At 66.2% G+C, this 24,591-nt stretch carries 24 protein-coding genes; 7 read left to right on the top strand and 17 right to left on the bottom strand.

Annotated elements, in window-relative coordinates:
• The 11 genes from mdcE to G3N64_RS28715 form a co-directional block, all read right to left on the bottom strand.
• On the bottom strand, nt 1–597 hold a 597-nt coding region (mdcE, locus tag G3N64_RS28665; protein WP_205787039.1), incomplete at its 3' end, for a biotin-independent malonate decarboxylase subunit gamma.
• A complete protein-coding gene (locus G3N64_RS28670; protein WP_241021253.1) occupies nt 584–1,579 on the bottom strand; it encodes a biotin-independent malonate decarboxylase subunit beta in 996 nt (331 codons plus the stop codon). The genes G3N64_RS28670 and mdcE, both read right to left, overlap by 14 nt.
• Nucleotides 1,576–1,893 carry a malonate decarboxylase acyl carrier protein gene (gene mdcC, locus G3N64_RS28675; protein ID WP_205787040.1) on the bottom strand — a complete coding sequence of 106 codons (318 nt, stop codon included), beginning with the start codon at nt 1,891–1,893 and terminating at the stop codon, nt 1,576–1,578. The genes G3N64_RS28670 and mdcC overlap by 4 nt, the downstream gene beginning before the upstream one ends.
• A gap of 10 nt (nt 1,894–1,903) precedes the next feature.
• Nucleotides 1,904–3,550, bottom strand: coding sequence for a malonate decarboxylase subunit alpha (mdcA, locus tag G3N64_RS28680; protein WP_205787041.1), 1,647 nt, complete (start codon nt 3,548–3,550; stop codon nt 1,904–1,906).
• A gap of 134 nt (nt 3,551–3,684) precedes the next feature.
• Nucleotides 3,685–4,452: a malonate transporter subunit MadM gene (gene madM, locus G3N64_RS28685; RefSeq protein WP_060323529.1), complete on the bottom strand. Its 768-nt coding sequence runs from the start codon at nt 4,450–4,452 to the stop codon at nt 3,685–3,687.
• 11 nt (nt 4,453–4,463) lie between these two features.
• Nucleotides 4,464–4,859, bottom strand: a complete 396-nt coding sequence (gene madL / locus G3N64_RS28690) for a malonate transporter subunit MadL (RefSeq protein WP_034186756.1) — start codon at nt 4,857–4,859, stop codon at nt 4,464–4,466.
• Between the two features lie 558 nt (nt 4,860–5,417).
• The gene (locus G3N64_RS28695) at nt 5,418–6,800 is read right to left on the bottom strand and encodes a glycoside-pentoside-hexuronide (GPH):cation symporter (RefSeq protein ID WP_205787042.1); all 1,383 of its coding nucleotides are present in this window, start codon (nt 6,798–6,800) and stop codon (nt 5,418–5,420) included.
• A 75-nt stretch (nt 6,801–6,875) separates the two neighbouring features.
• Nucleotides 6,876–8,393 carry a sulfatase gene (locus G3N64_RS28700; protein ID WP_205787044.1) on the bottom strand — a complete coding sequence of 506 codons (1,518 nt, stop codon included), beginning with the start codon at nt 8,391–8,393 and terminating at the stop codon, nt 6,876–6,878.
• Between the two features lie 163 nt (nt 8,394–8,556).
• Nucleotides 8,557–8,919 carry a BON domain-containing protein gene (locus tag G3N64_RS28705; protein WP_241021254.1) on the bottom strand — a complete coding sequence of 121 codons (363 nt, stop codon included), beginning with the start codon at nt 8,917–8,919 and terminating at the stop codon, nt 8,557–8,559.
• A 141-nt stretch (nt 8,920–9,060) separates the two neighbouring features.
• Complete coding sequence (locus G3N64_RS28710) at nt 9,061–10,125, bottom strand: porin (RefSeq protein WP_205787045.1); 1,065 nt, start codon at nt 10,123–10,125, stop codon at nt 9,061–9,063.
• Between the two features lie 159 nt (nt 10,126–10,284).
• Nucleotides 10,285–12,342, bottom strand: coding sequence for a glycoside hydrolase family 3 protein (locus G3N64_RS28715; RefSeq protein ID WP_241021255.1), 2,058 nt, complete (start codon nt 12,340–12,342; stop codon nt 10,285–10,287).
• Here G3N64_RS28715 and G3N64_RS39945 point away from each other — a divergent pair.
• Nucleotides 12,341–13,318: a TetR family transcriptional regulator gene (locus tag G3N64_RS39945; protein WP_241021256.1), complete on the top strand. Its 978-nt coding sequence runs from the start codon at nt 12,341–12,343 to the stop codon at nt 13,316–13,318. The two genes, G3N64_RS28715 and G3N64_RS39945, sit on opposite strands and share 2 nt — an antisense overlap.
• Nucleotides 13,319–13,382: 64 nt before the next feature.
• On the opposite strand, the gene G3N64_RS28725 is transcribed toward G3N64_RS39945, so the two are convergent.
• Genes G3N64_RS28725 through G3N64_RS28735 form a run of 3 tightly spaced genes read right to left on the bottom strand, consistent with a single transcriptional unit; the run spans nt 13,383 to nt 17,336 of the window.
• A complete protein-coding gene (locus G3N64_RS28725) occupies nt 13,383–14,369 on the bottom strand; it encodes an SUMF1/EgtB/PvdO family nonheme iron enzyme (RefSeq protein WP_205787047.1) in 987 nt (328 codons plus the stop codon).
• Nucleotides 14,353–15,696, bottom strand: coding sequence for an MFS transporter (locus G3N64_RS28730; RefSeq protein ID WP_205787048.1), 1,344 nt, complete (start codon nt 15,694–15,696; stop codon nt 14,353–14,355). The genes G3N64_RS28725 and G3N64_RS28730 overlap by 17 nt, the downstream gene beginning before the upstream one ends.
• Before the next feature lie 5 nt (nt 15,697–15,701).
• On the bottom strand, nt 15,702–17,336 hold the full coding sequence (locus tag G3N64_RS28735; protein ID WP_205787049.1) for a sulfatase: 1,635 nt from the start codon (nt 17,334–17,336) through the stop codon (nt 15,702–15,704).
• 402 nt (nt 17,337–17,738) lie between these two features.
• Here G3N64_RS28735 and G3N64_RS28740 point away from each other — a divergent pair, with 402 nt between their 5' ends.
• Both G3N64_RS28740 and G3N64_RS28745 read left to right on the top strand, forming a co-directional pair.
• Nucleotides 17,739–18,587, top strand: a complete 849-nt coding sequence (locus G3N64_RS28740) for a LysR substrate-binding domain-containing protein (RefSeq protein ID WP_027787899.1) — start codon at nt 17,739–17,741, stop codon at nt 18,585–18,587.
• A gap of 193 nt (nt 18,588–18,780) precedes the next feature.
• Nucleotides 18,781–19,062, top strand: a complete 282-nt coding sequence (locus tag G3N64_RS28745) for a DUF4148 domain-containing protein (RefSeq protein ID WP_205787050.1) — start codon at nt 18,781–18,783, stop codon at nt 19,060–19,062.
• A 34-nt stretch (nt 19,063–19,096) separates the two neighbouring features.
• Here the strand turns inward: G3N64_RS28745 and G3N64_RS28750 are convergent, their stop codons facing one another.
• Nucleotides 19,097–20,014, bottom strand: coding sequence for a 3-hydroxyacyl-CoA dehydrogenase NAD-binding domain-containing protein (locus G3N64_RS28750; protein ID WP_205787051.1), 918 nt, complete (start codon nt 20,012–20,014; stop codon nt 19,097–19,099).
• Between the two features lie 247 nt (nt 20,015–20,261).
• Between G3N64_RS28750 and G3N64_RS28755 the strand changes: the two genes are divergently transcribed.
• Both G3N64_RS28755 and G3N64_RS28760 read left to right on the top strand, forming a co-directional pair.
• Nucleotides 20,262–20,702, top strand: coding sequence for an Hsp20/alpha crystallin family protein (locus tag G3N64_RS28755; RefSeq protein ID WP_205787053.1), 441 nt, complete (start codon nt 20,262–20,264; stop codon nt 20,700–20,702).
• Nucleotides 20,703–20,718: 16 nt separating this feature from the next.
• Nucleotides 20,719–21,129, top strand: a complete 411-nt coding sequence (locus G3N64_RS28760) for an Hsp20/alpha crystallin family protein (RefSeq protein WP_205787054.1) — start codon at nt 20,719–20,721, stop codon at nt 21,127–21,129.
• Nucleotides 21,130–21,156: 27 nt separating this feature from the next.
• On the opposite strand, the gene G3N64_RS28765 is transcribed toward G3N64_RS28760, so the two are convergent.
• Nucleotides 21,157–21,495 (bottom strand): zf-TFIIB domain-containing protein, encoded by a 339-nt coding sequence (locus G3N64_RS28765; protein WP_205787056.1) that lies wholly within the window; start codon nt 21,493–21,495, stop codon nt 21,157–21,159.
• A 103-nt stretch (nt 21,496–21,598) separates the two neighbouring features.
• A complete protein-coding gene (locus G3N64_RS28770) occupies nt 21,599–22,354 on the bottom strand; it encodes a TerC family protein (RefSeq protein WP_205787058.1) in 756 nt (251 codons plus the stop codon).
• Nucleotides 22,355–22,462: 108 nt separating this feature from the next.
• Between G3N64_RS28770 and G3N64_RS28775 the strand changes: the two genes are divergently transcribed.
• Together G3N64_RS28775 and G3N64_RS28780 are read left to right on the top strand one after the other, a co-directional pair.
• Nucleotides 22,463–23,356 (top strand): LysR family transcriptional regulator, encoded by an 894-nt coding sequence (locus G3N64_RS28775; RefSeq protein WP_205787059.1) that lies wholly within the window; start codon nt 22,463–22,465, stop codon nt 23,354–23,356.
• A gap of 116 nt (nt 23,357–23,472) precedes the next feature.
• On the top strand, nt 23,473–24,588 hold the full coding sequence (locus tag G3N64_RS28780; RefSeq protein ID WP_205787061.1) for a DUF2242 domain-containing protein: 1,116 nt from the start codon (nt 23,473–23,475) through the stop codon (nt 24,586–24,588).
• Nucleotides 24,589–24,591 lie beyond the last annotated feature (3 nt).

The following is a 24,591-nucleotide window of genomic DNA, read 5'->3' on the forward strand; positions in this document are numbered from 1 at the left end:
TCCAACCTGCGCGTCGAGCGCACGGGCCGGATCGAGCACGGCGTCGACGGCGCCCATCTTCACGAGGTTGTCGAGCCCCGGCGCGAACACCGGCGTCGAGCGCGACATCTCCTTCAGCACGTCGATCGGCAGCTTGGTCACGCGCGACATCGACGGCAGGTCCATCACCTCCGGCTCGGCGCCCGGCACCGCGAGCAGCGTGCGCGTCGCGAGCGCGGTCGCAATGAACGCGCCCGCGGCCGTGTGGCCGTACAGCACGCCGATCGTCCGGTGCCCGGCGAGATCCGCGTGCATCAGGCACTTCGCGAGATGCGACAGCCCCTCGTTCAGGCCGAGCAGTTCGTCGCGCTTGCTCATCCGCTGGCTGTCGCTGTCGACCAGCACGAGGATCGGCGTGTCGCCGCCGCGCGCGATCGTGTCGAGCACGCGCGCCGCGAGCGTCAGCGCCTCGTCGATGCCGAACGGCAATCGGTCGGCGACGCCGATCACGTCGACGCGCGTGCCGGCCAGTTCCGCGTGGCCCGTCAGCAGGCCGCCGGTGCGCGCGATCGAATGGCCTTTCGGAAACAGCGAGGTCAGGACTTCATCGAGCGTCATGTGAGCTCTCCTGCAATTGGTCGGCGAGCGTGGCGAACGCATCGTCGGGCATCCCCGGAATGGCTTCCGGCGCGTCCGCACCGAGCGTACGCCACACGTCCAGCGCATCCTTGCATGCGCCGAATCGTTCGACACGCGCTTCGAGGCGGGCCTGTTCCGCGCGCAGCATCGCCGTATCGAACGTCGGCGCGCGGCCGATCAGCTCGAGCGCCGCCGCACGGAACGCATCGGGCGTGTCGGCCACATAGCGATCCGCGCCGCCGATCAGCCGCCGGTGCTTGCCGCCCATCGTGCGCCAGATCAGTGCACGGTCCTTCGCGTCGAACTCCTCGACGCCGCGATTGGTCTCGATCACTTCGGGGCCCGACACGCTGATGCGGCCCTGCTCCGACACCGCGAGCGCCGAGCAGCACGCGGCGAGCAACCCGCCGCCGCCGTAGCAGCCCGCGCGCCCGCCGATCAGCCCGATCACCGGCACGCCGGCCGCGCGCGCGTCGACGAGCGCACGCATGATCTCGGCGATCGCGAGTTCGCCCGCGTTCGCTTCCTGCAGCCGCACGCCGCCAGTATCGAACAGGATCAGCACCGGCTTGCCTGTTTCGCGCGCGGCACGCAGCAGCCCGGTGAGCTTCGCGCCGTGCACTTCGCCGAACGCGCCGCCCATGAAGCGGCCTTCCTGCGCGGCGACGAACACCGGCTGCCCGTCGAGCCGGCCGTGGCCGACCACCATCCCGTCGTCGAACTGCTGCGGCAGGTCGAACAGCGGCAGGTGCGGACTCGTCACGCGCTCGGCCGGGCCGAGGAATTCGCTGAAACTGCCCGCATCGAGCAGCCCGTCGATGCGCTGCCGCGCCGATGCTTCGTACCAGCTCGCGCCGTTCGCGACGAACGCGGGCGTGTCGTGGATCGCGTCGTTCGGCGCCTCCCGACGGGCCGCCCCCTCGGAGGGCAGCGATTGGATGTAAGCGTGGTGGGTGTTCATTCGGCGTCTCCTTCGATCGCGCGCACGGCCTGCGCGAGCCGCAGCGACACCATGTCCGGCCGCGCGCCCCCGTCGTTGATCGACAGCTTCAATCCGCCCGGCGTGCGCCGCTCGACGAAATCCGCGACGACGGCCTGCCACACCGCGCCGAAACCGACCGCCGCGGTGCGGATGTCGATCTCGCATTCGTTGCCCGGCAGCACGCGCTCGACGAGCACTTCGAGATTGCCGGATGCCACGACGCCGACGAGCGCCGCAGCCTGCTCGCCCTTCGCGCGCTCACGCGCGATGAAGCGATAGTTCAACTGTTCCATGCCCTCTTCCTCACCAGTTGCGGAACCGGGCCGGCGGCGCATAGAGCCCGCCCGACCAGTGCACGAGATCCTTGATCGAACGCGCGGCGAGCCAGCGGCGATCGGCGTCGAGCGGATCGATGCCGAGATCCTCCGGGCGACGGATCACGCCGCGTTCGCGCAGCCGCTCGACCATCCTGCGGTCACGGCCGCGGCCGACTTCCGTATAGCCGGCCACGCCGCGGATCGCGTGCTCGCGTTCGTCCTTGTCGCGGCACATCAGCAGGTTCGCGATCCCTTCCTCGGTGACGATGTGCGTAACGTCGTCGCCGTAGACCATGATCGGCGCGAGGTCGAGCTGCAGCTTGTCGGCGAGCTTCAGCGCATCGAGCTTCTCGACGAACATCGGCACGTTCTTGTCGCCGAACGTCTCGCCGATCTGCACGACGAGCTTGCGGCCGCGCCTGAGCGCCGCCGGCGTGTCGGGGTCGGCTTCCGCGCCGGCCTTCAGCCACGGCTCGCTCGGATGGCGCCGGCCGCGTGCATCGCTGCCCATGTTCGGCGCGCCGCCGAAACCGGCGATGCGCTCGGCCGTGACCGTCGACGAATGGCCGGACAGGTCGATCTGCAGCGTTGAGCCGATGAACATGTCGCACGCATAGAGGCCGGCGGTCTGGCAGAACGCGCGGTTCGAGCGCAGCGACCCGTCGGGGCCCGTGAACCAGATGTCGGAGCGCGCGCGGATGTAGTCGTCCATCCCGACTTCCGAGCCGAAGCAGTGGATCTGCTCGACCCAGCCCGACTCGATCGCGGGAATCAGCGTCGGGTGCGGATTGAGCGCCCAGTGCGAGCAGACCTTGCCCTTCAGCCCGAGCTTTTCGCCGTAGGTCGGCAGCAGCAGCTCGATCGCGGCCGTGTTGAAGCCGATCCCGTGGTTCAGGCGCTTGACGCCGTACGGCTCGTAGATGCCCTTGATCGCGAGCATCGCGGTAAGGATCTGCGTTTCGGTGATCGCGGCCGGATCGCGCGTGAACAGCGGCTCGACGTAGAACGGCCGGCCGGCCTCGACGACGAAATGCACGCGGTCGCCCGGGATGTCGACACGCGGCACCTTGTCGACGATGCGGTCGACCTGCGCGATCACGATGCCGTCCTTGAACGCGGTGGCCTCGACGACGGTCGGCGTATCTTCGGTGTTCGGGCCGGTGTACAGGTTGCCGTCGCGGTCGGCGCTGACCGCGGCGATCAGCGCGACCTGCGGCGTGAGGTCGATGAAGTAGCGTGCAAACAGTTCGAGATACGTGTGCACCGCGCCGAGCGCGATCTTGCCGCCGAACAGCAACTTGGCAATGCGCTGCGACTGCGGGCCCGAGTATGCGAAGTCGAGACGCTTCGCGATGCCGCGCTCGAACACGTCGAGATGCTCGGGCAGCACGACGCCCGACTGCACCATGTGCAGGTCGTGGATCTTCGCGCTGTCGACGTCGGCCAGCGCCGTCGCGAGCAGGTCGGCCTGCTTCTGGTTGTCGCCCTCGAGGCAGACGCGGTCGCCGGGGCGCAGCACCGCTTCGAGCAACGCCACGGTGTCGCGCGCCTCGACCCGCTTGCCCTGCGCGTAAACCGCGCCGGCCGCGAGGCGTGCATCGCGCGCCTGCCGCGCGTGATTCCATCCCGTCATGAACAGTTCTCCCGCTTCGATGGTTCAGCGGCATTCTAAGCCTGGCGCCGCCGCCGATTGATGATGTTGACGCATGCGACTCAGAGGACGCCGCGATGGATGCGGCCCGCGCACGGGCCGCACCTCGGTCGGGCCTACGCGCCGACCAGCGCGCGCGTCGTGAAGAACAGCACCGACGGGCCGAGCAGGCAGCCGACGCCCGTATGGAACGTCGCAACGAGCGCGCCGTACGGGACGAGCCGGCGGTCGGTCGCGGCGAGCCCCGCGCTCACGCCGCTGACGGTGCCGGCCAGGCCGCCGAAGATCATCGCGGAACGCGGTGTCTTCAGGCCCATGAAATTGGCCGCGACCGGCGTGCCGACCATCACGATGATCGCCTTCACGAGCCCCGTCGCGATGCTGAGCGCGATCACGTCGGAGCTTGCGCCGATCGCCGCGCCCGTCACGGGGCCGACGATGTACGTGACGGCGCCCGCGCCGATGGTCGTCATGCTGACCGCGTCCGTGTAGCCGAACGCGCGTGCGATGCACGCGCCGACGATGAACGGCAGCACGGTGCCGAGCAGCAGCGACACGACGCCGACGAGCCCGGCCTTGCGCGCCTCGGTCGGCTGCACTTCGAACGCGGTCGCGACGATCGCGAAATCGCGCAGCATCGCACCGCCCATCAGGCCGATGCCGGCGAACAGCTTGACGTCGGCCAGCCCCTTCTCGCCGCCGGTGAATGCGCCGCCGACATAGGCCAGCACGAGACCGATCACGATCGCGATCGCCGAGCCGTGCACGCGGCCGAACGTGAGCTTGCGCGACGCGATCGACGATAGCCACATGATCAGGCCGACCAGCGCGAACGACGCGACGAGCCCGTTGTGGGCGACGGTTTTTTCGAGCATCTGCAGCATGGCGGCCTCCGTTACTGTTCTTCGAATTGCGGCACGCCTGCGAAGGCTGTGTCGTCGCGCCCGGTGCGCACCAGTACCGCGATGCAGCATGCGCAGATCGCGACCGCGCCGACGGCGGCCAGCAGCGCAACCGGGCCGCCCTTCAGCGCGGCGACGACGTTCTGGTTCGCGGCCATCGCGACCACGACGGGGATGTACATCGCGCCCCAGAAACCGACGCCGGCCTCGGTCTCCTTCGGCAGCCAGCCGCGGCGGTGCAGCCACAGGCGCAAGCAGATCAGCAGCAGCATCGCGATGCCGACGCCGCCGACGTTGGTCTTCACGCCGATCGCACTGCCAAGCAGGTCGCCGAGGAACAGTCCGGCCAGGTGGCAGAACGCCAGCAGCGCGGTTCCGTAGATGATCATGAGTCGTCTCCAGTCTCTTCGTGACGGGCGCCTGACGCGTGCGGGAGCCAGGCCCGCACGCCGATCCCGGGCGGACTGTCTGTCTCCTGCGGCGGTGCGCCGCGGCCCGGCGGCTCGTCGTGCGAGCGCGTTCTCGGGGGTCGATGGGATGATGCGGTTACGGGCCGGACGCCGGATGCCGTAGACTGAATGAAGCAGCCGCCGGCACGACGCGGGCTACGCGTCCGGTGCGCCCCGTTGCGGGCCGCACCGGGGCGTGATCCGATACTAGCGCCGCAATATCCGGCCATTTATGAAGTTGTCGAAGCCGATTCAGTGACATGTCACCTGAATGGCGCTGGGCAAGGTCAGGCCCGGCGCCATATGGACGTCCGGTGGCGATCGCCCTCCCGCCCCTTTATCGACCGACCCTACGCGGCAACGCACGCCCCGTCCTGACCATCTGCCGCTTCCCGCACGGGCGGAAGCGACGCCATGATGCGTGGCGCAGGCGTTCACGCGCGATCGTGCCGCATTCCGGCAGCGCCGTATTCGATGATATCGCCCGTGTCGCATCGCTCATCGCGTACCGGCCGACCGGGCACTCATCCGCCTCAGGCGAAGAATGCGCAGTATCCGGTCATGCACGTCGGGCGAGACGGGATAAAACAGCGCCAGGACGATCGCCATCGCGGTGAAGACAAGCGGCCCCTTCCACAACATCGCCCACATGCCGTCGAGCGTGTGCGTCGACTGCACCCGATTGGCGACGAACCCGATCGCCTCGAGTATCTGGCCGGCGGCGCCGACGGCCAATGCGAGCGACGCCTTCTGAGCCAGCGCGACGACACCGAAGATCACGCCCTCGCCGCGGATGCCGGTGCGCCATTCGCCGAATTCGACGGTATCGGGAATCATCGCCCACTGCGCAAGCAGCATCGCGGCGTTGCCGAACCCGATCGCAACGAGTAGCGCCAGCAGCGTACCGAGGCCGGGCAGCCCCCCCATCCCCAGCAAACCGTAGCAGCCTGCCGTGATGCAGGCTCCGGTCAGCGCGACCCGACGCTTCGACGTCCGTCGCATCATCCAGGCCCAGAATGGAATCGATACGAACACCTGCAGCGCGACGGCACCCAGTGCCCAGCCGATCAGGTCCTCCCGGTGCATGCAGTATTTCAGCACGTACGGCAGCGTCTTCGACAGCAGCGTCGACGACGTCATGTGCAGGATCGCGAAGCCGACCACGATGATGAACGCCCGGTTCCTGACGATCACGAAAAACGCGTCGCGTATCGAGATGTCGTGACGGTCCGGCGCGACCGCCTCCCGGGTCGACAGGAACGTCATCACGAATACGACGGCCGCCACGGCCGCATACACCAGGTTGACGAACAGAAACCCCGTTTTCGCGTCGCCGCCTCCGAGCACCTGAACGAGCCGCAGTGTCGACAGCGCGACCAGCACGCCGGCGGTGGCCGCGCAGATCATCCGATACGCGGCCAGACTTCCCCGCTCCCGGCTGTCGACCGTCAGCGTGGCCATCAACGCGTTGTACGGCATCGACAACACGGTGTACGCCGTCCTGAACAGTGCATGGGTGCCCACCACGAACGCCAGCTGCGCGACACCGTCGAGCCGATTCGGCACGAACATCGATACGAAGCTGACGGCAAGCGGAACACAACCGAACAACAGATACGGCCGGTAGCGCCCCCATCGCGTTCGCGTATGGTTCGCGATATATCCCATGACCGGATCGAAAACGGCGTCCCACAGCATCGCACCGCCGAATATCGCCCCGGCGATCCCGGGGGCGAGCCCGACCACATCCGTGTAGTAGTACAGCAGGTAGAGCGTCGTGCTCTGCCAGTACAGATTGAATGCGAAATCGCCAATGCCGAACCCGAGCTTGCGCACGAACGGCAGCCTGACGCCTGCATCGGTCGCGCCTGGCGCCGGCATCGAATGTGATATGTCCGCCATCATCGTCCCGCGGTTCAGTTCCGTTCCATATGATTGAAAAGCGATCTACCCGCTTCACCCGACGAAGTTTCGGATCGGAATCGGCGGCCGGCTCGGCGCTTCGTCATTCCGCAATTCGGACTCGTGCTTTCGGAGCAGCGCGGCGCCCTTCTCCGCTCGCCCCGTTTGCGCCAATCGATCGAGATAGGCGCGCAACTTGCCGCGCACGTGATACGGGCCACCTTCCGCAACGACGTTGGCCAGTGGGTCCCGGCCGCGCGCCGCGCCGGGGAGCATCTGCGCTTCCCACGCCTTCAGCAGCGCCATTCCCTTCGCCACGACATCCGCATGATCGGCGGCCAGATTCTGCAGCTCGTGCGGATCGCGATCGAGATCGAACAGCATGACATCGTCGAACAAGTGGTATCCGTCGTGCAGTGTCGCGATCATCAGCCAGTTCCCGAAGCGCACGCCACGCTGGCAGGTCCACGCGCCCTGCGACACGACGAGGTAGTCGCGGCCTTCGTCCACGCCGTCCCGCAGGTCCTGCGCAAACGATCTCCCGTCCCACGAATCGGGAACCGGCTGCCCGAGCAACTCCAGAATGGTTGCGGTGACATCGATCTGATAGTGGAACGCATGGTATTCGCGGCGCGGCTCCAGACCGGGCCACTTGAGCAGGAGCGGGACATTCGTCGTGAACTGATCGGCCGTCTGGTGATCCCCGTAGATGCCCAGCTCGCCGAGCGTCTCACCATGATCGGACGACAGCAACACGGCCGTTTCGGCCATTACACCGAGTGCATCGAGTTGCCCGAGCAGCTTCCCGACATATTCGTCGGCCATCAGCACCCCCGCGTCGTAGCCGTCGAACATCGCCCGCACGGCCGCCATGTCCGGAATCTGCTGCGGCTGCCGCGGATAACGCTGCAACGCCGCATCGTTCGGCGCGAAGCCGGTGCATTCCTGCGCGCTATGCGGGCCGCACGCCTGCCAGTGATTCGCGCGCACGGCTTCGGTCAGCCACGACGGCAGCGGATCGTCGGCAAAAGGCTCGCCGTAGGTCGCAGGCGCTCGGTATGGTGTGTGGGGATCCCACATGTGGACATGCAGGAACCAGTTGTCCTCGCTGCCGTGCCGGGTCAGCCAGTCCGACGCGATCGCGAACACTTCGTCCGCAGTCTCGCGTCCGAACTTGCCGACGTTGTAAGCCTCGTCGAAACCCGCGTACCAGTGAAACGCCGAATGCCGATGCGCAAAAGAGCTGACGCTGACGGTTCTCAAGCCCGCCTGCTGCAGACGAAACGGAAAGCTGTCGAAGTGGAGCTGCGACCAGAACTTGCGATCGGGTCCGCCGATCACCGGATCGGCGTCGACGCCACCGTGATTCACGACGCCGTTGTGAATGCCGAAGCGGCCGGTCAGAAGCGCCGTACGGCTCGGCAGGCAGGGCGTGTCAGACGCATGCACGTTGCGGAACATCACGCAATCGGCCGCCAGCCGGTCAATGTTCGGGCTGGTACGGCGGTGATACCCGTAGCAGCCGAGGTGGTCCGGACGCAGTGTATCGATGTCGAAGTAAATCAGTCTCATTGTTTGTCGTTTCCCGTCATGGAACCCGCAGTTGCGGGTTCAAAATGATTGTGCGATCGAGCGGGCGACGGCCTGCGCCGTCTGTATCGCAGGCCCTCCCGACAAGACATCGCGGCGTGATGCGGACAGCGCCCCGCGACACTGCGCAGCGACGCGTCGCGGCCTACCAGTTCTGCGTACCGATGCGCAGTTGGTTCTTTACGGCGAGCACACCGGAGACGCTTTGCGCCGCGTCGACCGCTATGCCGGCCTGGACATTGTCGGCAATCGTGCCGGACAGCGTCACCACGCCATTTTTCGCACTCACCGACATGCTCGTCGAGTCGAGTCCCCTGGCACGGGCGATCGCCTGGCTGACACGCTTTACCAGTTGCCGGTCCGCCTTTCTTTGCGCCTTCTTTGTCACGCGCGTTCCGGCCGCGCTACTCGATTGCGACGCGGCCGACGCTGTCGGCACCGTCGGCGCGGCCCGGACAGTACTGCCCGGAATCGGATCCTGTGCAAACGCGCTCGTCGCGGCAGCCATGCACAACCCCGCGAGCGCTGCGCGAACGACATGCTTTCGAATTTTCATTCGTTTTTCTCCCGTCAAATGCTGATCATCGCCACGCACGCGCCCGGCATCGCGAACACGATGCGGCAGGCGCCCTTGCGCCGCACGTGAAACCTAGAACTGCGTGATCATCCCGACCGACATGCCCGTTACCGCCTTGCCATCCGGCCGCAGGTTCAGGCTCGCCACGTTGGCCGGATCCCGCTTGTATGCACCCGAGAATCCGTTTCGGTCGTACTCCACATACAATTGGGTCCGCTTGGAGAGGAAGTAATTGAACATGGCATACGTGGTCAACTTGCGCCCGTCCGATCCGCGAGCGTATTTCAGATTCCTGGCGATGTCGTAATACGTTGCCGTACTGAATTCGAGAAACGGCGTGATCCGGTAGACAAGACCGACTGCAGGTATATCGTCCCGACGTTCGATGCCTGCGGACGTCGGAGCGGTTACCCAGAGCCCGCTGTAGCTCAGGTACAGTTTCGCCGGGCCCAGTTGCCACGTTGCTCCGCCGATCGCGCTCTGCGCCCACTGCGACGCGGTGGCGTTGTAGGTCTTCTGATAGGCGGCACCGACCATCAGCGTTTGGTGCTGATAGGTTGCGCTGACGGCGAGATTCGAACCCGCGCGGGTGTTGCCGGCCACGCCGCCCACCGAGTAGCTTCCGCGCAGCGTGAGGCCGCCGGTCTTGCCCACGATCTTCACGACGTTGTTGAACCGGGAATCGAGCGTAAAGAAATTGCCGACCCACACCACGCCCGGCACGATGGCCAGCGATGTCCCCTGCGCTGCGTCCGGGTCGAGCGACACGCCGACGTCCTCGGCCGCGTTCAGTTGCCGGCCCAGTGTGACGCGCCACGCGTCGGTACCGAGCCCGACGTAGGCCGCCTTCGAAAAGAGCGGGCTCGACGCGCTCGCCAGGCCGCCCGTACCCGTGACGAAACCGCTTTGAAGCGTAAAGATCGCCTTCAATCCCTGCCCCAGATCCTCGCTCCCCTTCAGGCCGAAGCTGTTGCCGGAGATGATGTTGCTGTCGAACCCGAGCTGGTGACCGCCCTTCAGTCCATCGACCCAGCGGACACCTCCGCCGAGCGTCCCGAACAAGGTCACGCTCGATTGCGCGTTCGCTCCACCCGCCATCGTTACCGCCGCCATCGCCAGAACCATCTTCCTCTTCATCCGTCTCCTCCTGTTTTGTAGTACTTATTACATCGCCTCGAAAAAACCACTCCTCGCATCTGCCGATCGCCATCCTGACAATCGCGTATCGATCAACACCGGTTCGACAAACCGCCCCTTTCCGTACTGCCATCCGTTCCCGGCACCTGCGGCAGCACGTCAACTCCCGAATTGACCGCCTTCGAGCCATACCGTCTCAGCCGCGACGTGATCGGTCGCGGAACGGGCCAGCACGATCCGGTACGCGCCTTTGCGGATCCGCCACTGCCCGGATTCCACGTCGAAGCGCGCCAGCAGGCGCGGATCCACGCTCGCGTCAATCTCGACCGACGCGCCCGCCTGCAGCGCCACGCGTTTGAACGCGAGCAGGCGCATGCGCCGGTCCCCGTCGGCCTCGGTCAGATAAACCTGTGGAACGTCGTCGCCATCCCGCGTCCCCGTATTGGTGACGGTGAAGCTGACCGACACGGCGTCGCCCGCATTGACGCGGAAGTTTCCGTATGCGAATTGCGTGTAGCCCAACCCGTGGCCGAACGGGAACATCGGTTGTTCGCCGGACTGCGCGAACCAGCGATAGCCGATCTCGGCACCCTCGTGGTAATGCACCTTGATCGGGGTGCCGAGTTCGACATCCGCACCCGGCAAACGCGGGTGCGGCGTCTGCTCGATACTGACCGGAAACGTGACCGGCAGGCGTCCGGAAGGATTGACTTCACCCGTCAGGATTTCGGCGATCGCCTGGGCGCCCGCCTGCCCCGGGAACCAGGCCTGAACCACCGCGCGCACCTTGTCTCGCCAGCGCATTTCGACCGGACTGCCCGTTTGCAATACGACGATGACGTTCGAGTGCACGCGCGCGACAGCCTCGATCAGCGCGTCCTGCCCGAACGGCAGTCCCATGTCCGGGCAGTCGAAGCGCTCGCCCTCATGCCGGACTGCATTGACGATCACGACATCGGCCTTCGCGGCCAGCGCGAGCGCGTCGGCAATATGCGCGCCGCAGTCGAAATCGATGACCGTGTGCGGCATGCGGGCGCGCAACTCGGCAAGCGGCGACGGCCCGAAAAGACACATGGAGGTCGGACCCAGCAGCGGATGGCTCCTCAGCGGCACCTCGGCAGCGTACCCGCCACGCGGCCGCACCTGGCTCGAACCCGATCCCGACACGACGCCCGCCTGCGCGAAACCGCCGATCATCGCGATCCGTTTCAGGTTACTCGCGAGCGGCAGTGCGTCGGATTCGTTCTTCAGCAGCACGATTCCCTTACGGGCAATCTCCAACGCGATGTCGTGATGCGCGGCCCAGTCGACGGGCTCGGTCGCTCGCGGCCGGTCGATGCCAATCGCGTAATACGAGCGCAGCATGCGCCGCACCATCTCGCTGATTCGTTCCTTCGGGATCCTTCCTTCTTCATAGGCGCGACGCAGCGGCTCGTTGAACCACTCGCATTCGTCCAGCTGCGCACCCGACTGCTGATCGAGGCCTTTCAGTGCGAAGTCCCAATGGTTGACCGCGCGCCAGTCCGACATGACCCAGCCCTTGAAGCGCATCGCCTCTTTCACGACGTCCTGCAGGATGTGCCGGTTGCCGCAAGCGTATTCGCCGTTCACCAGGTTGTATGCGCCCATCAACGCACCTGGCTCGGCCTCCTCGATCGCTATCTGAAACGCGAGCAAGTCGCTTTCGCGATGCGCAGCGGGGTCGATGACGGCGTCAAGAAAGAATTTGTTGGTCTCGCTGACATTGAGCGACACGTGCTTCAGCAGCGCGATTACGCCTTCGGCCTGGGTACCGGACACGACAGCGGCACCGAGTTTTCCCGACAAGAGCGGGTCTTCCGATACGTATTCGAAATTTCTGCCGTTGCGCACTTCGCGCACGAGATTGATCCCGCCGCCCAGCGCGACGTTGAATCCGAATTCGCGCACCTCCCTGCCGATCGCCGCCCCCTGCGCCCGCGCGAGTTCCGGATCGAATGTCGCGCCCAGAGCGAGCGCGGCGGGAAACGCCGTCGCGCCGGCTTGCGGGTCATCCGTCGCACGTACGCCGAGGCTCGTGTCTGAGAGCATCAGCGCCGGAACACCCAGCCGTTCCACGCCACGGACATATCCCGCGACAGCGGGCACGTGAGCCGGTACGCGCGGCTCGCGTGCGTGCGTGCCGAATAGGCGCACCATCAGGCTGTAAAGCATCGAGAACCGCTCGTCGTCCGTCATGCGGGATTCGGTTTCCCTGGCCCGCTCGTCGGGATCGGTGCACCGCGCACCGGAACCCGGCGACGGCGCAAACCCGGCAGAACCCGTTTCATCGGCGCCGACGCTGCAATGGGCAAATTTCATGCTGAGGCAGTTCCTTTTCTCAATAATTATCCATTTGGATAATTTAAGGGCGCTCGTGCGCGGCAGTCAAGGAGGATGTCGGTCAATCGACGTCGGGACTTTCCCCGAGAGCCGGTTTGCCGAAGCCTCTCCCGGTCGCTTTCCGACCGCGGACCCTCTGACGCGATACGGGACGTTGCGGCGTTATCGTGGCGAAGGCACAATCCGGATAGTCCATTTTCCGGAAGCAGCAATGACGATTGCCAGACAAGCGCAACAGGAGCGAGGCGAGCAGACTCGCGCGGAAATTCTGGGCATCGCACTCGGCCAGTTTTCCACCTGCGGCTTCGACGCGGTGAGCGTCCGGGACATCGCCGATCAAGCCGGCGTGAACCATGCGATGATCCGCTATTACTTCGGGAACAAGGAAAACCTCTGGCGCGAAAGCGTGGCCTATCTGTTCGAGCGATTCATGGAAAAGGCCGCGCCGCCCGAGGCGAACGGCGGCAAGCTCTCTATCGACGCGGTCAAGGAATACATTCGAAACTACGTTCGGTATTGCGCAGAGTATCCCGAACACGCGCGCCTGATGATGCAGGAGGCCAATCGCGATTCCGAGCGGCTCAAGTGGATGGCCCAGAAGTTCATTCGCCCGCGTCACGATCTCACGATTCCGCTCATCAAGCGCGTCTGCGCGCAGACAAAGGGGCTGGAAAAGATCGATCCTGTCTTGCTGCTGTACATGGTCACGGCGATTGCGCAGATTCCGTATCTGCTGACCGCCGAGATGAAGTACGTTCACGGCATCGACGCACTGCGGGAAAAGGCCATCGACGCCCATTGCGATGCAGTCCTGACGTTCATCTTCCGCTGAAGTCCCGCACCGGAGCCTGCCGCGGGTCGTTGCGCGAGCGCCATGACCCGCGGCAGGCGAACCGTCACTTCAACGCCGCATCGTATGCCACCCGGAAACCCGTGTGTCCGGCCGACGTATCGCTCGGGCGTCCGGTTCGCGCCGCGATGCGGTAGCGATAACAGTAGCTTCGATGGCACAGGTACGAGCCGCCCTTCAGCGTGTACTCCTTGTCCGAGACCGCCTGCCGATCCCGCGCCTTTCCGGCGCTCGACAGGGACGTGACCCGGAACGGGTCGCCGCACCACTCCCACACGTTGCCGCTGCAGTTGTAGAGGCCGGCCGGATTCGGCGCGTACGCGTCCACCCGGACCGTCCCAAACCGCCTGTCGCCATCGATGTACAGATCGGGAAAGCGGCCTTGCCAGATGTTGCAGTAGCGCATTGCATCCTCGGCGGGTTCTTCATTTCCCCACGGAAAGCGACGGTCGTCCGCGCCTCCCCGCGCCGCGTGCTCCCATTCCGCTTCCATCGGCAGCCGGCCGCCGCACCATTTCGCGAATGCGGCGGCATCGTTGCGAGAAATATGGACGACAGGATGCATGTCACGCCCGGCCAGCGATGACGAGGGTCCCTCGGGGGCCGCCCAGCACGCACCCGGAATCGATCGCCACCAGGGTGCGCTTTCCGATGCATCGGTCGCGAAGCCGGGTTCGACAAAAGCGTGAAATACGTAGCTCCATCCAAACCGCTCCGCGTCAGTGCGATAACCGGTTGCGGCCACAAACTCGGCGAAGCGCTGGTTCGTGACCGCATGGCACTCGATGCCGAACGGCTGCAAATGAAGCTTTCGCCGCGGCCCCTCGCCGTCCGCCTTGATCACCGGCGCATCGGTACCGAGCCAGGCAGCGCCTCCAGCGAACCAGGCGACGTCGGGATGGTGCGCATATCCGCACGCCGGTACGGCGGCCGGCGCAGGCGGCCTGGACAGACGCGCGGTGTCGCCTGTCGCCTGGATGTCATCGCGACGCGGCGTGCAGCATCCCCGTTCGGGCTTATCGAACTTGTCCACGCTCGTTCTCCCGCAGGCTGTCCTGCATGCGCGCAACGTCGCGCGGATAGGTACGGTACAGCACCGTGATGAGTGCGCCATTGACGAACACGAACCCGACCACTACGACCATGAATACGCTCTTCAGGCCGTACCGGTCGCCGAACCATCCCGCGCCGGCATTGTAGGCGGCCCAGGTCAGCGACTCTGCGATCGCGATCAGGATCATAAATGCCAGGCTTCGCAGCCGAGGCGGCACGACCGCCATCACGATCGGCCTGTTCGCGCCCGGAAGCGCGCCCAGTGCGCATCCCATCATGAAGAAGAAAACGCCGAATACATGGATGCTGCCCCAGTTCAACTGGGTGCCGGTGAGCGCCAGCACACCGAATGCAACCTGCATGATCTGGAGGAACGCCACGCGCCCGAAGTCGGGCCATCTCCGGTGCATCCGGTCAAAGATCACCGCCCCGCCAATCGTACCGAGCAGGTAGCCGATGCCGGTCGGTGCGATGACGAACGCAGCCGTCCTGTTCGGAAATCCGAAGACTTGCGTCAGGTATACGACGCCGAACGACATGATCAGCAACTGGCCGGCAAGCAGCCTCGACACGAGCATGACGCCGAACGTCGGAATGCGAAACAATGCGCGCAAATCGCGCCAGACTGGAGTCGCTTCGACGGTCGCTGGACGCGACACCACCGCTTGCGACGCGCCGACGCCCGGATCCCGAAACCCGATGAGCACCCCCAGCCCGGCCAGCATGCTGACGCCGCCGAGCAGCCAGAATCCGATGCGCCAGCCGCCGTCGATATCCGCGAGATGGCCCAGCAGCGGCCCCATCAGCGCGGTGACGAGCGCGGTGGCGCCATACATGTAGCCGACCGCCCGACCGCGCATCGCGTCGTCGAACAGATCCGCGAAAATGGACGTAATCAACGCGCTGGCCCCCGCCGTCCCCACCGCGAGCACCGACGTGCAGACGAGCAATGCGGTGAAGTTGTGCGCGAACCCGGCCGCGACACCCCATGCCCCCCACACGCCGGTACAAACGAAGAGCACGCTCTTGCGATTCCAGCGCCTGGCCAGCCAGAGCCAGAACGGGCTGAAAAGCGCCGCGGCGATCTTGCTGCACACCATCAGCACGCCAAGGCTGGACAACGATAATCCGAGACTCGCCTTGATCACCGGAAACAGCGTCGGCAGAACGCTCGACTCACTGTTGTCCATCGCCTGGGCCGCGGTCAGGATACCCATGTAGCGCCAGCGGTTCTTCACCACCGGTGCGGCCCCCGCCGCCTCGACCGCGCCGGCGGGGGTTTCTCGTACCTCAACGGATCCGTACATGACAGTCAGCCGCCTGCGGTGGATTGATCGTGTTGCCGGCTCGGCGTCGTGGCGCCCGTCGCCGCCAAACGCATTGCCATGGCCTGTCTCGCAAACGCGCGCCGCAGCGCCTCGGCCCGCCCCGCGTGGGCGGCCGCGAGCAGATGTTCGTCGGCGATGCTCCCTTCGGACGGCAGCCCGATGCGTTCATATTGCTCGGCCGGCGCGTCGCTTTGCACCATCAGGTCGCGAAGCAGTCCGGCCATGCGGCGCTCGACGTCGGCGTCGACGATCGGGTTCGCCTGCGCAGGATCCGACGCGAGATCGAAGAGCAGCGTGCCGGCGCGGTATGAATAACCCAGCGGTCGGGCCGCGATTTTCATCGTGCGCACGCCCTTCGTGAACGAAAACGGCTCGGCAAGCTGAATGTCCGCCAGTTCGTCGACGCCGAACATTTCCTTCATGTGCATCGGCATCAACGTGTACTCGTATATCGGCGCCGGGTTGTCCGGGTCGGGCCCCGAGCGCATGTACACGTATCGACCGTCGGTCACGTTGACGTGCTCGCCGTGCATGCCGAACAGCGCGGCCGTGCGGACCGGCGCATCGCAACGAACCGCATCCCGAAGCGGCACGCCCTGCATGTCCGGTGTCGGTGCGATACCGAAGAAATCGAGGATCGTCGGCGCCAGATCGATCGTCTGTACCAACGCATTGCGACGCACGCCCGCTCGAGCGCTGCGCGGATCCCAGATGAACAGCGGGGTATTCGCCAGTTCGTTGAACCAGGGCTGGGCCGTTTTTGCCCACCAGCCGTGTTCGCCGAGCATGAACCCGTGATCGGTGCACACGATCAGCATCGTGTCCTTCCATAGATCGAGTTCGTCCATCAGATCCAGCACCCGGCCGAGGGAGTGATCGCACATCGACACGAGCGACGCATATTCCGCACGGACATGAAGGATTTCATCGTCGGTGTCGTCCTCGCAGAGAGGGCCGTATGACGGCCAGTCGAAATGGGGCCCGCGATACTCATGTGCATAGAGTTCCCTGTAGCGCGGATAGCTGACGAACGGCTCGTGCGGGTCGAACGTTTCGATCTGCAGGAACCAGGACCCGGCGTCGTGGTTCTTGCGGATGAAGTGTTCCCCCGCATCGAACGTCAGCGTCTGCGGATGAAGATCTTCCGTCGGGAAATACTGCCGGTTGACCCAGTCCTGCCGCGCCGCCTTCTGCTTGGACGCGCCCTTCATCGGAAACGGGCGCGGCGGATCGCGTACCTCGCCCTTCCACGGATCGCCCTCCTGGCCGCGGAAAAACTCCCAGCTGTCATAGCGTGTGTGATAAGTCGATCCGCCGTCTTCCCAGTAATGCCGATGATCGCTGGCAAGATGGGTGTAGATACCGTTACGGCTGAGCATGTCGGGCATCGAATCGTCGAACGGTTCGAGCGGCCCCCAACTGCGATGCAGGAAGTTGTGGCGCCCCGTGTGCAGCTCCCGGCGCGCCGGGATGCATGCCATGCTGCCGACGTAGCAGTTGTCGAACATCGCGCTACGCTTCGCGAGGCGCTCGAAGTTGGGTGCCTTGATCCAGTCGCAGCCATAGGGCGGCAACATGCGCCGGTTGAGGCTGTCATACATGACGACGATCGCTTTCATGATGTCTCCGTTTTTTCGGCGTGCGGGCGCCGACGCGTTCGCTATCGCGTCGATACCGATGTGCTCCGCTTCCTGTCCCCACGTTCGAGCGGCGGTTCGCCAATCGTGAAGACAGGTTTCCGTAACACGAGCGATACCTCGCACACCATTAATTATCCAGTAGGATAATTTATCGCACAGGGCGACAAAGGTCGTCAAGTGACAATGCCCGGATCAGGGAGAGGCGAATGTTTACCGCGTATTCGGGACGGCACCGGCGATCCATTGCAGGCGCAATCGATCCGGCGACGTGCGCCATCGTGCGCAACGCCGACCATGCTGCATGTGCTTGATACCCTATATTGCAAGGAGCCCGCGCATGCGCAACACTTCCCTACGATTACACGAAAGATAGGTTCAGCAATGCGTCCGTTACCGCCCGAGCTGCTGCGCAGCTTCGTCGCCGTCGCCCAGTCCGGCAGTTTCACCGCCGCGTCCGAGCGCGTGAGCCTGTCGCAGTCGACCGTCAGCCAGCACATCCGCCGCCTCGAGGAACTGCTCGACCGGCCGCTGTTCGAGCGCGACACGCGCAACGTGCACCTGTCGCAGCACGGCGATGCGCTGTTCCGCTACGCGGTGCGCATTCTCGAACTGATGGACGAGGCCGTCACGTCGGTGTGCGGGCCGCCGCTGTCGGGCAAGGTGCGGCTCGCGATGTCGGAGGATTTCGCGTCGGCGCACCTGACGGCCGCGCTCGCGAGCTTCGTGCAGCGCAATCCGGAAGTCGAGCTCGCGATCTCGACCGGGCTGTCGGGCGATCTGTTCGACGCGCTCGACGAAGGGCGGCACGATCTCGTGTTCGCGAAGCGCATCGCCGGCAGCCGGCGGGGCCGCGTGATCCGCAGCGAGCCGCTGTACTGGTGCACGGGCCCCGATTCGCGGATCACCGGCCACGAGGCCGTGCTGCCGCTCGCGATGCATCCGGAACCGAGCGTGTCGCGCCGCCGCGTGCTCGAATCGCTCGAGGCCGTCGGGCGGCCGTACCGGATCGCGGTCGTGAGCAGCAGCGTCGCGGTGTTGCGCGCCGCCGCGAGCGCGGGGCTCGGCGTCAGCGCGTTCGCCGGCTACGTGATCCCGGCCGGGCTCGCGCGGCTCGACGCGGGGCTGCCCGAACTCGGCGAACTCGAATACGTGATCGACCGGCCGGCGGCCGCATCGCGTTCGACGCTCGCACTCGAAGCGACGCTGATCACGGCGGCATCGGAGTTGTAACTGCCCGGGGCGCGACATGCGCAGGCGCAGGCGCGCCTGGTGCCCGCGCCCGGTGCCCGCGCCCGCAACTGACAGCTTTGCCCGGAACGCGTCATCGTCCGCGCAGCACCCGCTCGCGACAATGGGACCCATCGGAATGCACGGCCAGCCGCCGTGCGTATCCGGTGTCCCGTCCCCTTGATCGGAGCACGCCATGAATGCCTTGCGATTCGCCGTCGCGACCGCCGCAGCCGCCCTGCTGTCCCCCGCCTTTGCCCAGACCACCGGCACCGCGACGCCCGCGCCGGGGCTGACACGCGCGGAAGTCGTTGCGCAACTCAAGCAGGCCTATCTCGACGGCGAACTGCCGACGAACGACGGCAACTACCCGCCGAACGCCGCGACGCGCGCGCGCAACCGCGAGCTGGTGCAGGCGGTGAGCCCGGCATGGCTCGCGCAGACGCCGCAGGCCTCGCAAACCGCCGCGCAGCAGTAGCCGGCCGGGGCCCGGACGCGACGCCGCGGCGTGGTCACGGCAGGAAGCTGCGGCGCCGCGCGTCGATCAGCTCGACGAGCAGGCGGTCGCGTTCGGCCGCCAGTTCCTGCATCGAGCGCTCGCCCTGGATCGCGCGCAATTCGTCGTTCAGCTTGCGATCGACGTCCGGATCGAACGAAGGCGTGCCAAGGTCGTCCCACCAGCTCGTGATCGGCCCCGACAGGTGTTCGAGAAAATGCGCGATGCCGCCCGCGCCACCGCCGAGGTGATAGGTCAGGCACTGCCCCATCAGCCCCCAGCGCAGGCCGGGACCCCATGCGACGGCCTTGTCCGCATCGGCAACGCTCACGACGCCTTCGCCGACGAGGTGATACACCTCGCGGAACAGCGCGGCCGCGAGCCGGTTCGCGACGTGGCCGGTCATCTCCTTGTTGAGGACGATCGTCTGCTTGCCGAGCGCATCGTAGAACGCCTTCACCCGCGCGATCACGTCCTGGCTCGTGGCATCGCCGCCGACCAGCTCGACGAGCGGAATCAGGTGCGGCGGATTGAACGGATGCGCGATCAGGCAACGTTCCGGATGCTTGTCGCAGGCGGTCTGGATGTCCGACATTTTCAGGCCCGACGAACTCGACGCGATCGGCACGTGTGCGGGCAGCACGTCGTCCATCTGCCGGTACAGCGCACGCTTCAGGTCGAGCCGCTCCGGGCCGTTCTCCTGCACGAAGTCGACGCCGTCGAGCGCGCGCACGAGATCGGCGTCGAACGACAGCCGCGTGGAAAGTTCGGCGGCCCGGTCGCCGAGAAACGCGGCCAGCGCGTCGCGCAGCCGCGCATCGGCTTGCGGCGCCGGATCGGTCGCGACGACGTCGAAACCCTGCGTCAGATAGAAGGCGGCCCAGCTCGCGCCGATCACGCCGGCGCCGACGATCGCGATGCGTCGAATGTCCATGATTGTCCCGTGTCGTTGGTCTGCAGATAGATCGCGGCGATTGTCGCATCGAATCGCACGGGCATGCATTGATGCAGATTGCAGATTCGCTCTTGAAATGCGCTGCGGTGGCCACTAATTACACGTCGTCGGGCAGCGCACCATCCAACGCACTGCCCCCGTTTCGACCCAGTGGAGTTCCCGCGTCGCGCCCGCCGCAGGCGTCGCGCCGTTACGTCTCCCGCGTTCCCTGTTCAGGAGGACCAACATGAGCGGTATCCATTTCGGCAGCGACCTGTTCGACGAATTCGCCCGCGTGCAGCGGCAGGTAGCGAACCTGCTCGGCGACCGTCCGTCCGGCATCCGCGCGGTGCGGCCCGGCGCCTTTCCCGCGCTCAACGTCGGCGCCACCGACGGCGCCATCGAGATCGTCGCGTTCGCGCCCGGCATGGCCGCGGCCGACTTCGACGTGTCGATCGACAAGGACCTGCTGACGATCAGCGGCGAGCGCAAGCCGGCGCCACGCAGCGAAGGCGACGATCTGCGCACCTATGCGCAGGAGCGCTTTCACGGCGCATTCCGCCGTGTCGTCGAGCTGCCGCGGGACGCGGATCCCGACCAGGTCAGCGCCCGCTATGAAAACGGCTGCCTGCTGATTCGCGTCGGCCGGCGCGAGGCATCGAAGCCGCGTGCGATCACCGTTCAATAATATTCAGGATACCGACATGAATTCGAACCCGACCCTGGCCGAGCGTCAGACGAACACCGTTCACCCTGCTGCCGCCGAAGCGGCCCGCCGGCCCGCGATCACGCCGGCCGTCGACGTCGTCGAGAACCATCTCGGCGTCACGCTGCGGGCCGACCTGCCCGGCGTGCCGCGCGAGAACCTCGACGTGAAGGTGCACGACAACACGTTGACGATCGAAGCCGACACGCACCTCGACACGCCGGCCGACCTGCGCGTGCGGCACGCCGAAATCCGCGCGACGCGCTATGCGCGCAGCTTCGTGCTGAGCCCCGACCTCGACACGTCGAGGATCGACGCGAACCTGCGCGACGGCGTGCTGACGCTGACGATTCCGCGCCGCGAGGAAACGCGTCCGCGCCGCATCGACGTGACGGCCGGCAACGCGTAAGCACCGACGCGTGCGGTGCAATTACGATCAGTCGAAGTCGAACAGGTCGAACACCGACTTCCGGCGACGCTGCTGGCCGTCGTGCCGGTAGCGATCGTCGTGCGAACGGCCATCGTGCCTGTCACGGTTGTCATGCGAGCGGCCGTCGCGTCCCCATCCGCCGTCGTGGCCGCGCGGCGCTTGCGCATCGTGCCGCACGGGTGGCTCGTCGCGACGCGCTGGCGCATCGCCGGTCTCGCGCGCGATCAGCTTGTCGAGCTCACCACGATCGAGCCACACGCCGCGGCAGGTCGGACAGTAGTCGATCTCGATCGACTGGCGCTCGGCCATCAGCAGGTCGGGCGTCTTGCAGACTGGGCATTTCATCGCGTTTCTCCTTTCCGTGCGAATTTCATCTGGATTCCATATGAGGCGCGTGACGGAGGCGCGTGACGCCGGCCACCGCATCGGCCGTGTCACGCGCGGTGGCTCAGTGGCCTTCCGTCCGTGCCGCGCGCTTCGCCTTCGCGCGTCGCGCCAGCATGTTCATGCCCTCGACGAACGCCGAGAACGCCATCGCCGCGTAGATGTAACCCTTCGGCACATGCGAACCGAAACCTTCCGCGATCAGCGTCATGCCGATCACGACCAGGAACGACAGCGCGAGCATGACGATGGTCGGGTTGCGGTCGATGAAGCGTGCGAGCGGTTGCGCAGCAAACATCATCACGGCGACGGCGACGATCACCGCGACGAACATGATCGGCACATGTTCGGTCATGCCGATCGCGGTCACGATGCTGTCGATCGAGAACACGATGTCGAGCATCACGATCTGGCCGATCGCGGCCCACATCGTCAGGCCGGCCGCGCCGCCGGCACCGCCCGCGCCTTCGGCGTCGTGCGACACGTGGTGATGGATCTCGGTGGTCGCCTTCCACACGAGGAACAGGCCGCCCGACAGCAGGATCATGTCGCGCCACGAGAACGCATGGTCGAACAGCGTGAATACGGGTTCGGTGAGGCTCGCGATCCACGCGACGCTGCCGAGCAGCGCGAGGCGCATCACCAGCGCGAGCGCGATGCCGAGGCGCTGCGTGCGGGCGCGCTGCGCTTCGGGCAGCTTGTTGCTGAGGATCGAGATGAAGATCAGGTTGTCGATGCCGAGCACGACTTCCATCACGACGAGCGTCAGGAGCGCAGCCCAGACGGCGGGGTCAACGGCAAGCGTCAGCAGGTAGTCCATGAAATGGGCCGATACGAAAGTGGAAAGCCCAATGATATGCCGCCCCGAACTTCGGAAAAATCAGAGAGAATCTGATTTTCAGTTCGGTTTTTCCGAAATTACGATCCAATGCTCAATTTCCGACATCTGTACTATTTCTGGGTCGTCGTGAAGGAAGGCGGCTTCGCGCGTGCGGCCGGGCGGCTCGACATGGCCGTGCAGACGATCAGCGCGCAGGTGCGCGAGCTCGAGAAAGCGCTCGGGCACCAGTTGCTGCGCCCGGCCGGGCGTGGCGTCACGATGACCGACGCCGGCCAGGCCGCGTTCGCGCGTGCGGAGGTGATCTTCGAGATGGGGCGGCTGATTCCCGACGAAGTGCGCGCGGCGGCCAGCCAGCCGACCGTGCGGCTCGCGGTCGGCCTCGCCGATGGCATCTCCAAGCTCGCCGCGCACGCGATCCTCACACCCGTGCTGGATACACCCACGCTGCGGCTGCTGTGCCACGAGGGCGAGCACGACGCACTGCTCGCGGAGCTCGCGCTGCATCATCTCGATCTGGTGCTAGCCGGCCAGGGCGCGCCGTCCGGTTCGAACCTGCGCGTGACGAGCGAGCAGCTCGTCGCGTCGCCGGTCGACTGGTATGGCCCCGCGACACTCGTCACGCCGGTCGCGCGGCAGCACTTTCCGGCATGCCTGGCCGACCTGCCCGTGCTGCTGCCGACCGCGCATTCGGCGCTGCGCGCGCGCCTCGACCTGTGGCTGGAAGGTGAACGGATCGTGCCGCGCGTGGCCGGGGAATTCGAGGACAGCGCGCTGATGGCCGTGTTCGCGGCGCGCGGCCTCGGCGTGTTTCCGCTGAGCGAACTCGGCGCGAACGATGCGTCGCTGCTGCGCGGGTTGCGGCGGCTCGGGCGCGCGGGCGACGTGACCGAGGAGATCCACGCGATCCGCTCGCGGCGCGGCGAACACCATCCGCTGACGTCGCAATTGCTGGCCGCGGCGCGTGGCGCACCGGCCGACTGAAGCGAGCGCGACATCAAACGAAACTATAATGGCGCCCCGGCCTTACGAGATTGCCGCGCGCTTCATCCAGGCACCGCCCGTTGCGCGACCTCTCGCCAAGCCTTCTGAAAGACGCCATGCACAACCGATTTCGCCTGTTTTCCGTTTCGTGCGCGCTCGCGGCCGCGGCCCTGCTGGCGGCGTGCTCGTCGCCGCCCAAGCCGATCTACCAGCAGGAACAGTTCGACGCGACGAGCAGCCCGTATGCGCATACGTTCCATTCGAAATCCGACGCGGCCTGCGAGGCCGCGCGGCGCGCGCTGCTGAGTCAGGGCTATGTGGTGTCGTCGTCGCGCAACGATGCGGTCGACGGCAGCAAGAATTTCCAGCCGAACAACGACATGCACGTCGTGATCGAGTTTCACGTCGTGTGTGCGGACGCGAACGCGGACGGCACGTCGAGCATCGCGTACGTGAACGCGGTGCAGGATCGCTACACGCTGAAGAAGTCGAATACGTCGGCCAGCGTCGGCCTCAGCGTGTTCGGCTCGCTGTCGCTGCCGATCGGGTCGAGCGACGACGCGCTCGTCAAGACCGCCAGCGAGACGATTCCCGCCGGCGTGTTCTATGAGCGCTTCTTCAATCTCGTCGAGCATTTCCTGAAGATCGACCCGGCCCGCCGCGACCGCGCGACCGTCAAGGCCGCCGAGAAGGAACCCGTGACGCCGCTGCCCGAACCCGCGCCGACGCCGCAGGGCGAGCCGATGAAGATGACCACGCCGGTCGTGCCGACGCCGCCCGCGGCGCCCGTGCCGCTTTCGCTGCCGGTCGTCACGCCCGAATCGGGCGCGAGCGCCGTGCCGGCCGCGGCGTCGGCCGTGGCCGCGCCGGCGGTGCTGCGTGCTGCCGCGCCGGTGGCGGCGTCTGGTTCGGGGGCGGTACGGGCTTCGGGGGCGGCTTCTGCTCCCGCCGCCTCGTCGACGCCCGCACCGGCTATCGCCCCTGCACCGGCGTCCGGATCGGCATCCACGCCGGCGTTGGCTCCCGTGCCGGTTTCCACGCCTGCATCCGCGTCCGGCCCGGCATCGCGACCTGCCGCAACGGCTTCGGCACCGGCCGCGCCTGCGCCCGCGTCCGCCGCATCGGCCCCCGTATCGGCATCGGCACCCTCGGGTACATCGCCCGCGCCTGCTGCCGCCAACCCCGTCGCATCGCCCGCACCATCCGGCGCGAGCGCACCGGCCACAAACTGACCG

Origin of the sequence: Burkholderia sp. Ac-20344, assembly GCF_017104975.1 — a bacterium.
Taxonomy (GTDB): Bacteria; Pseudomonadota; Gammaproteobacteria; order Burkholderiales; family Burkholderiaceae; genus Burkholderia.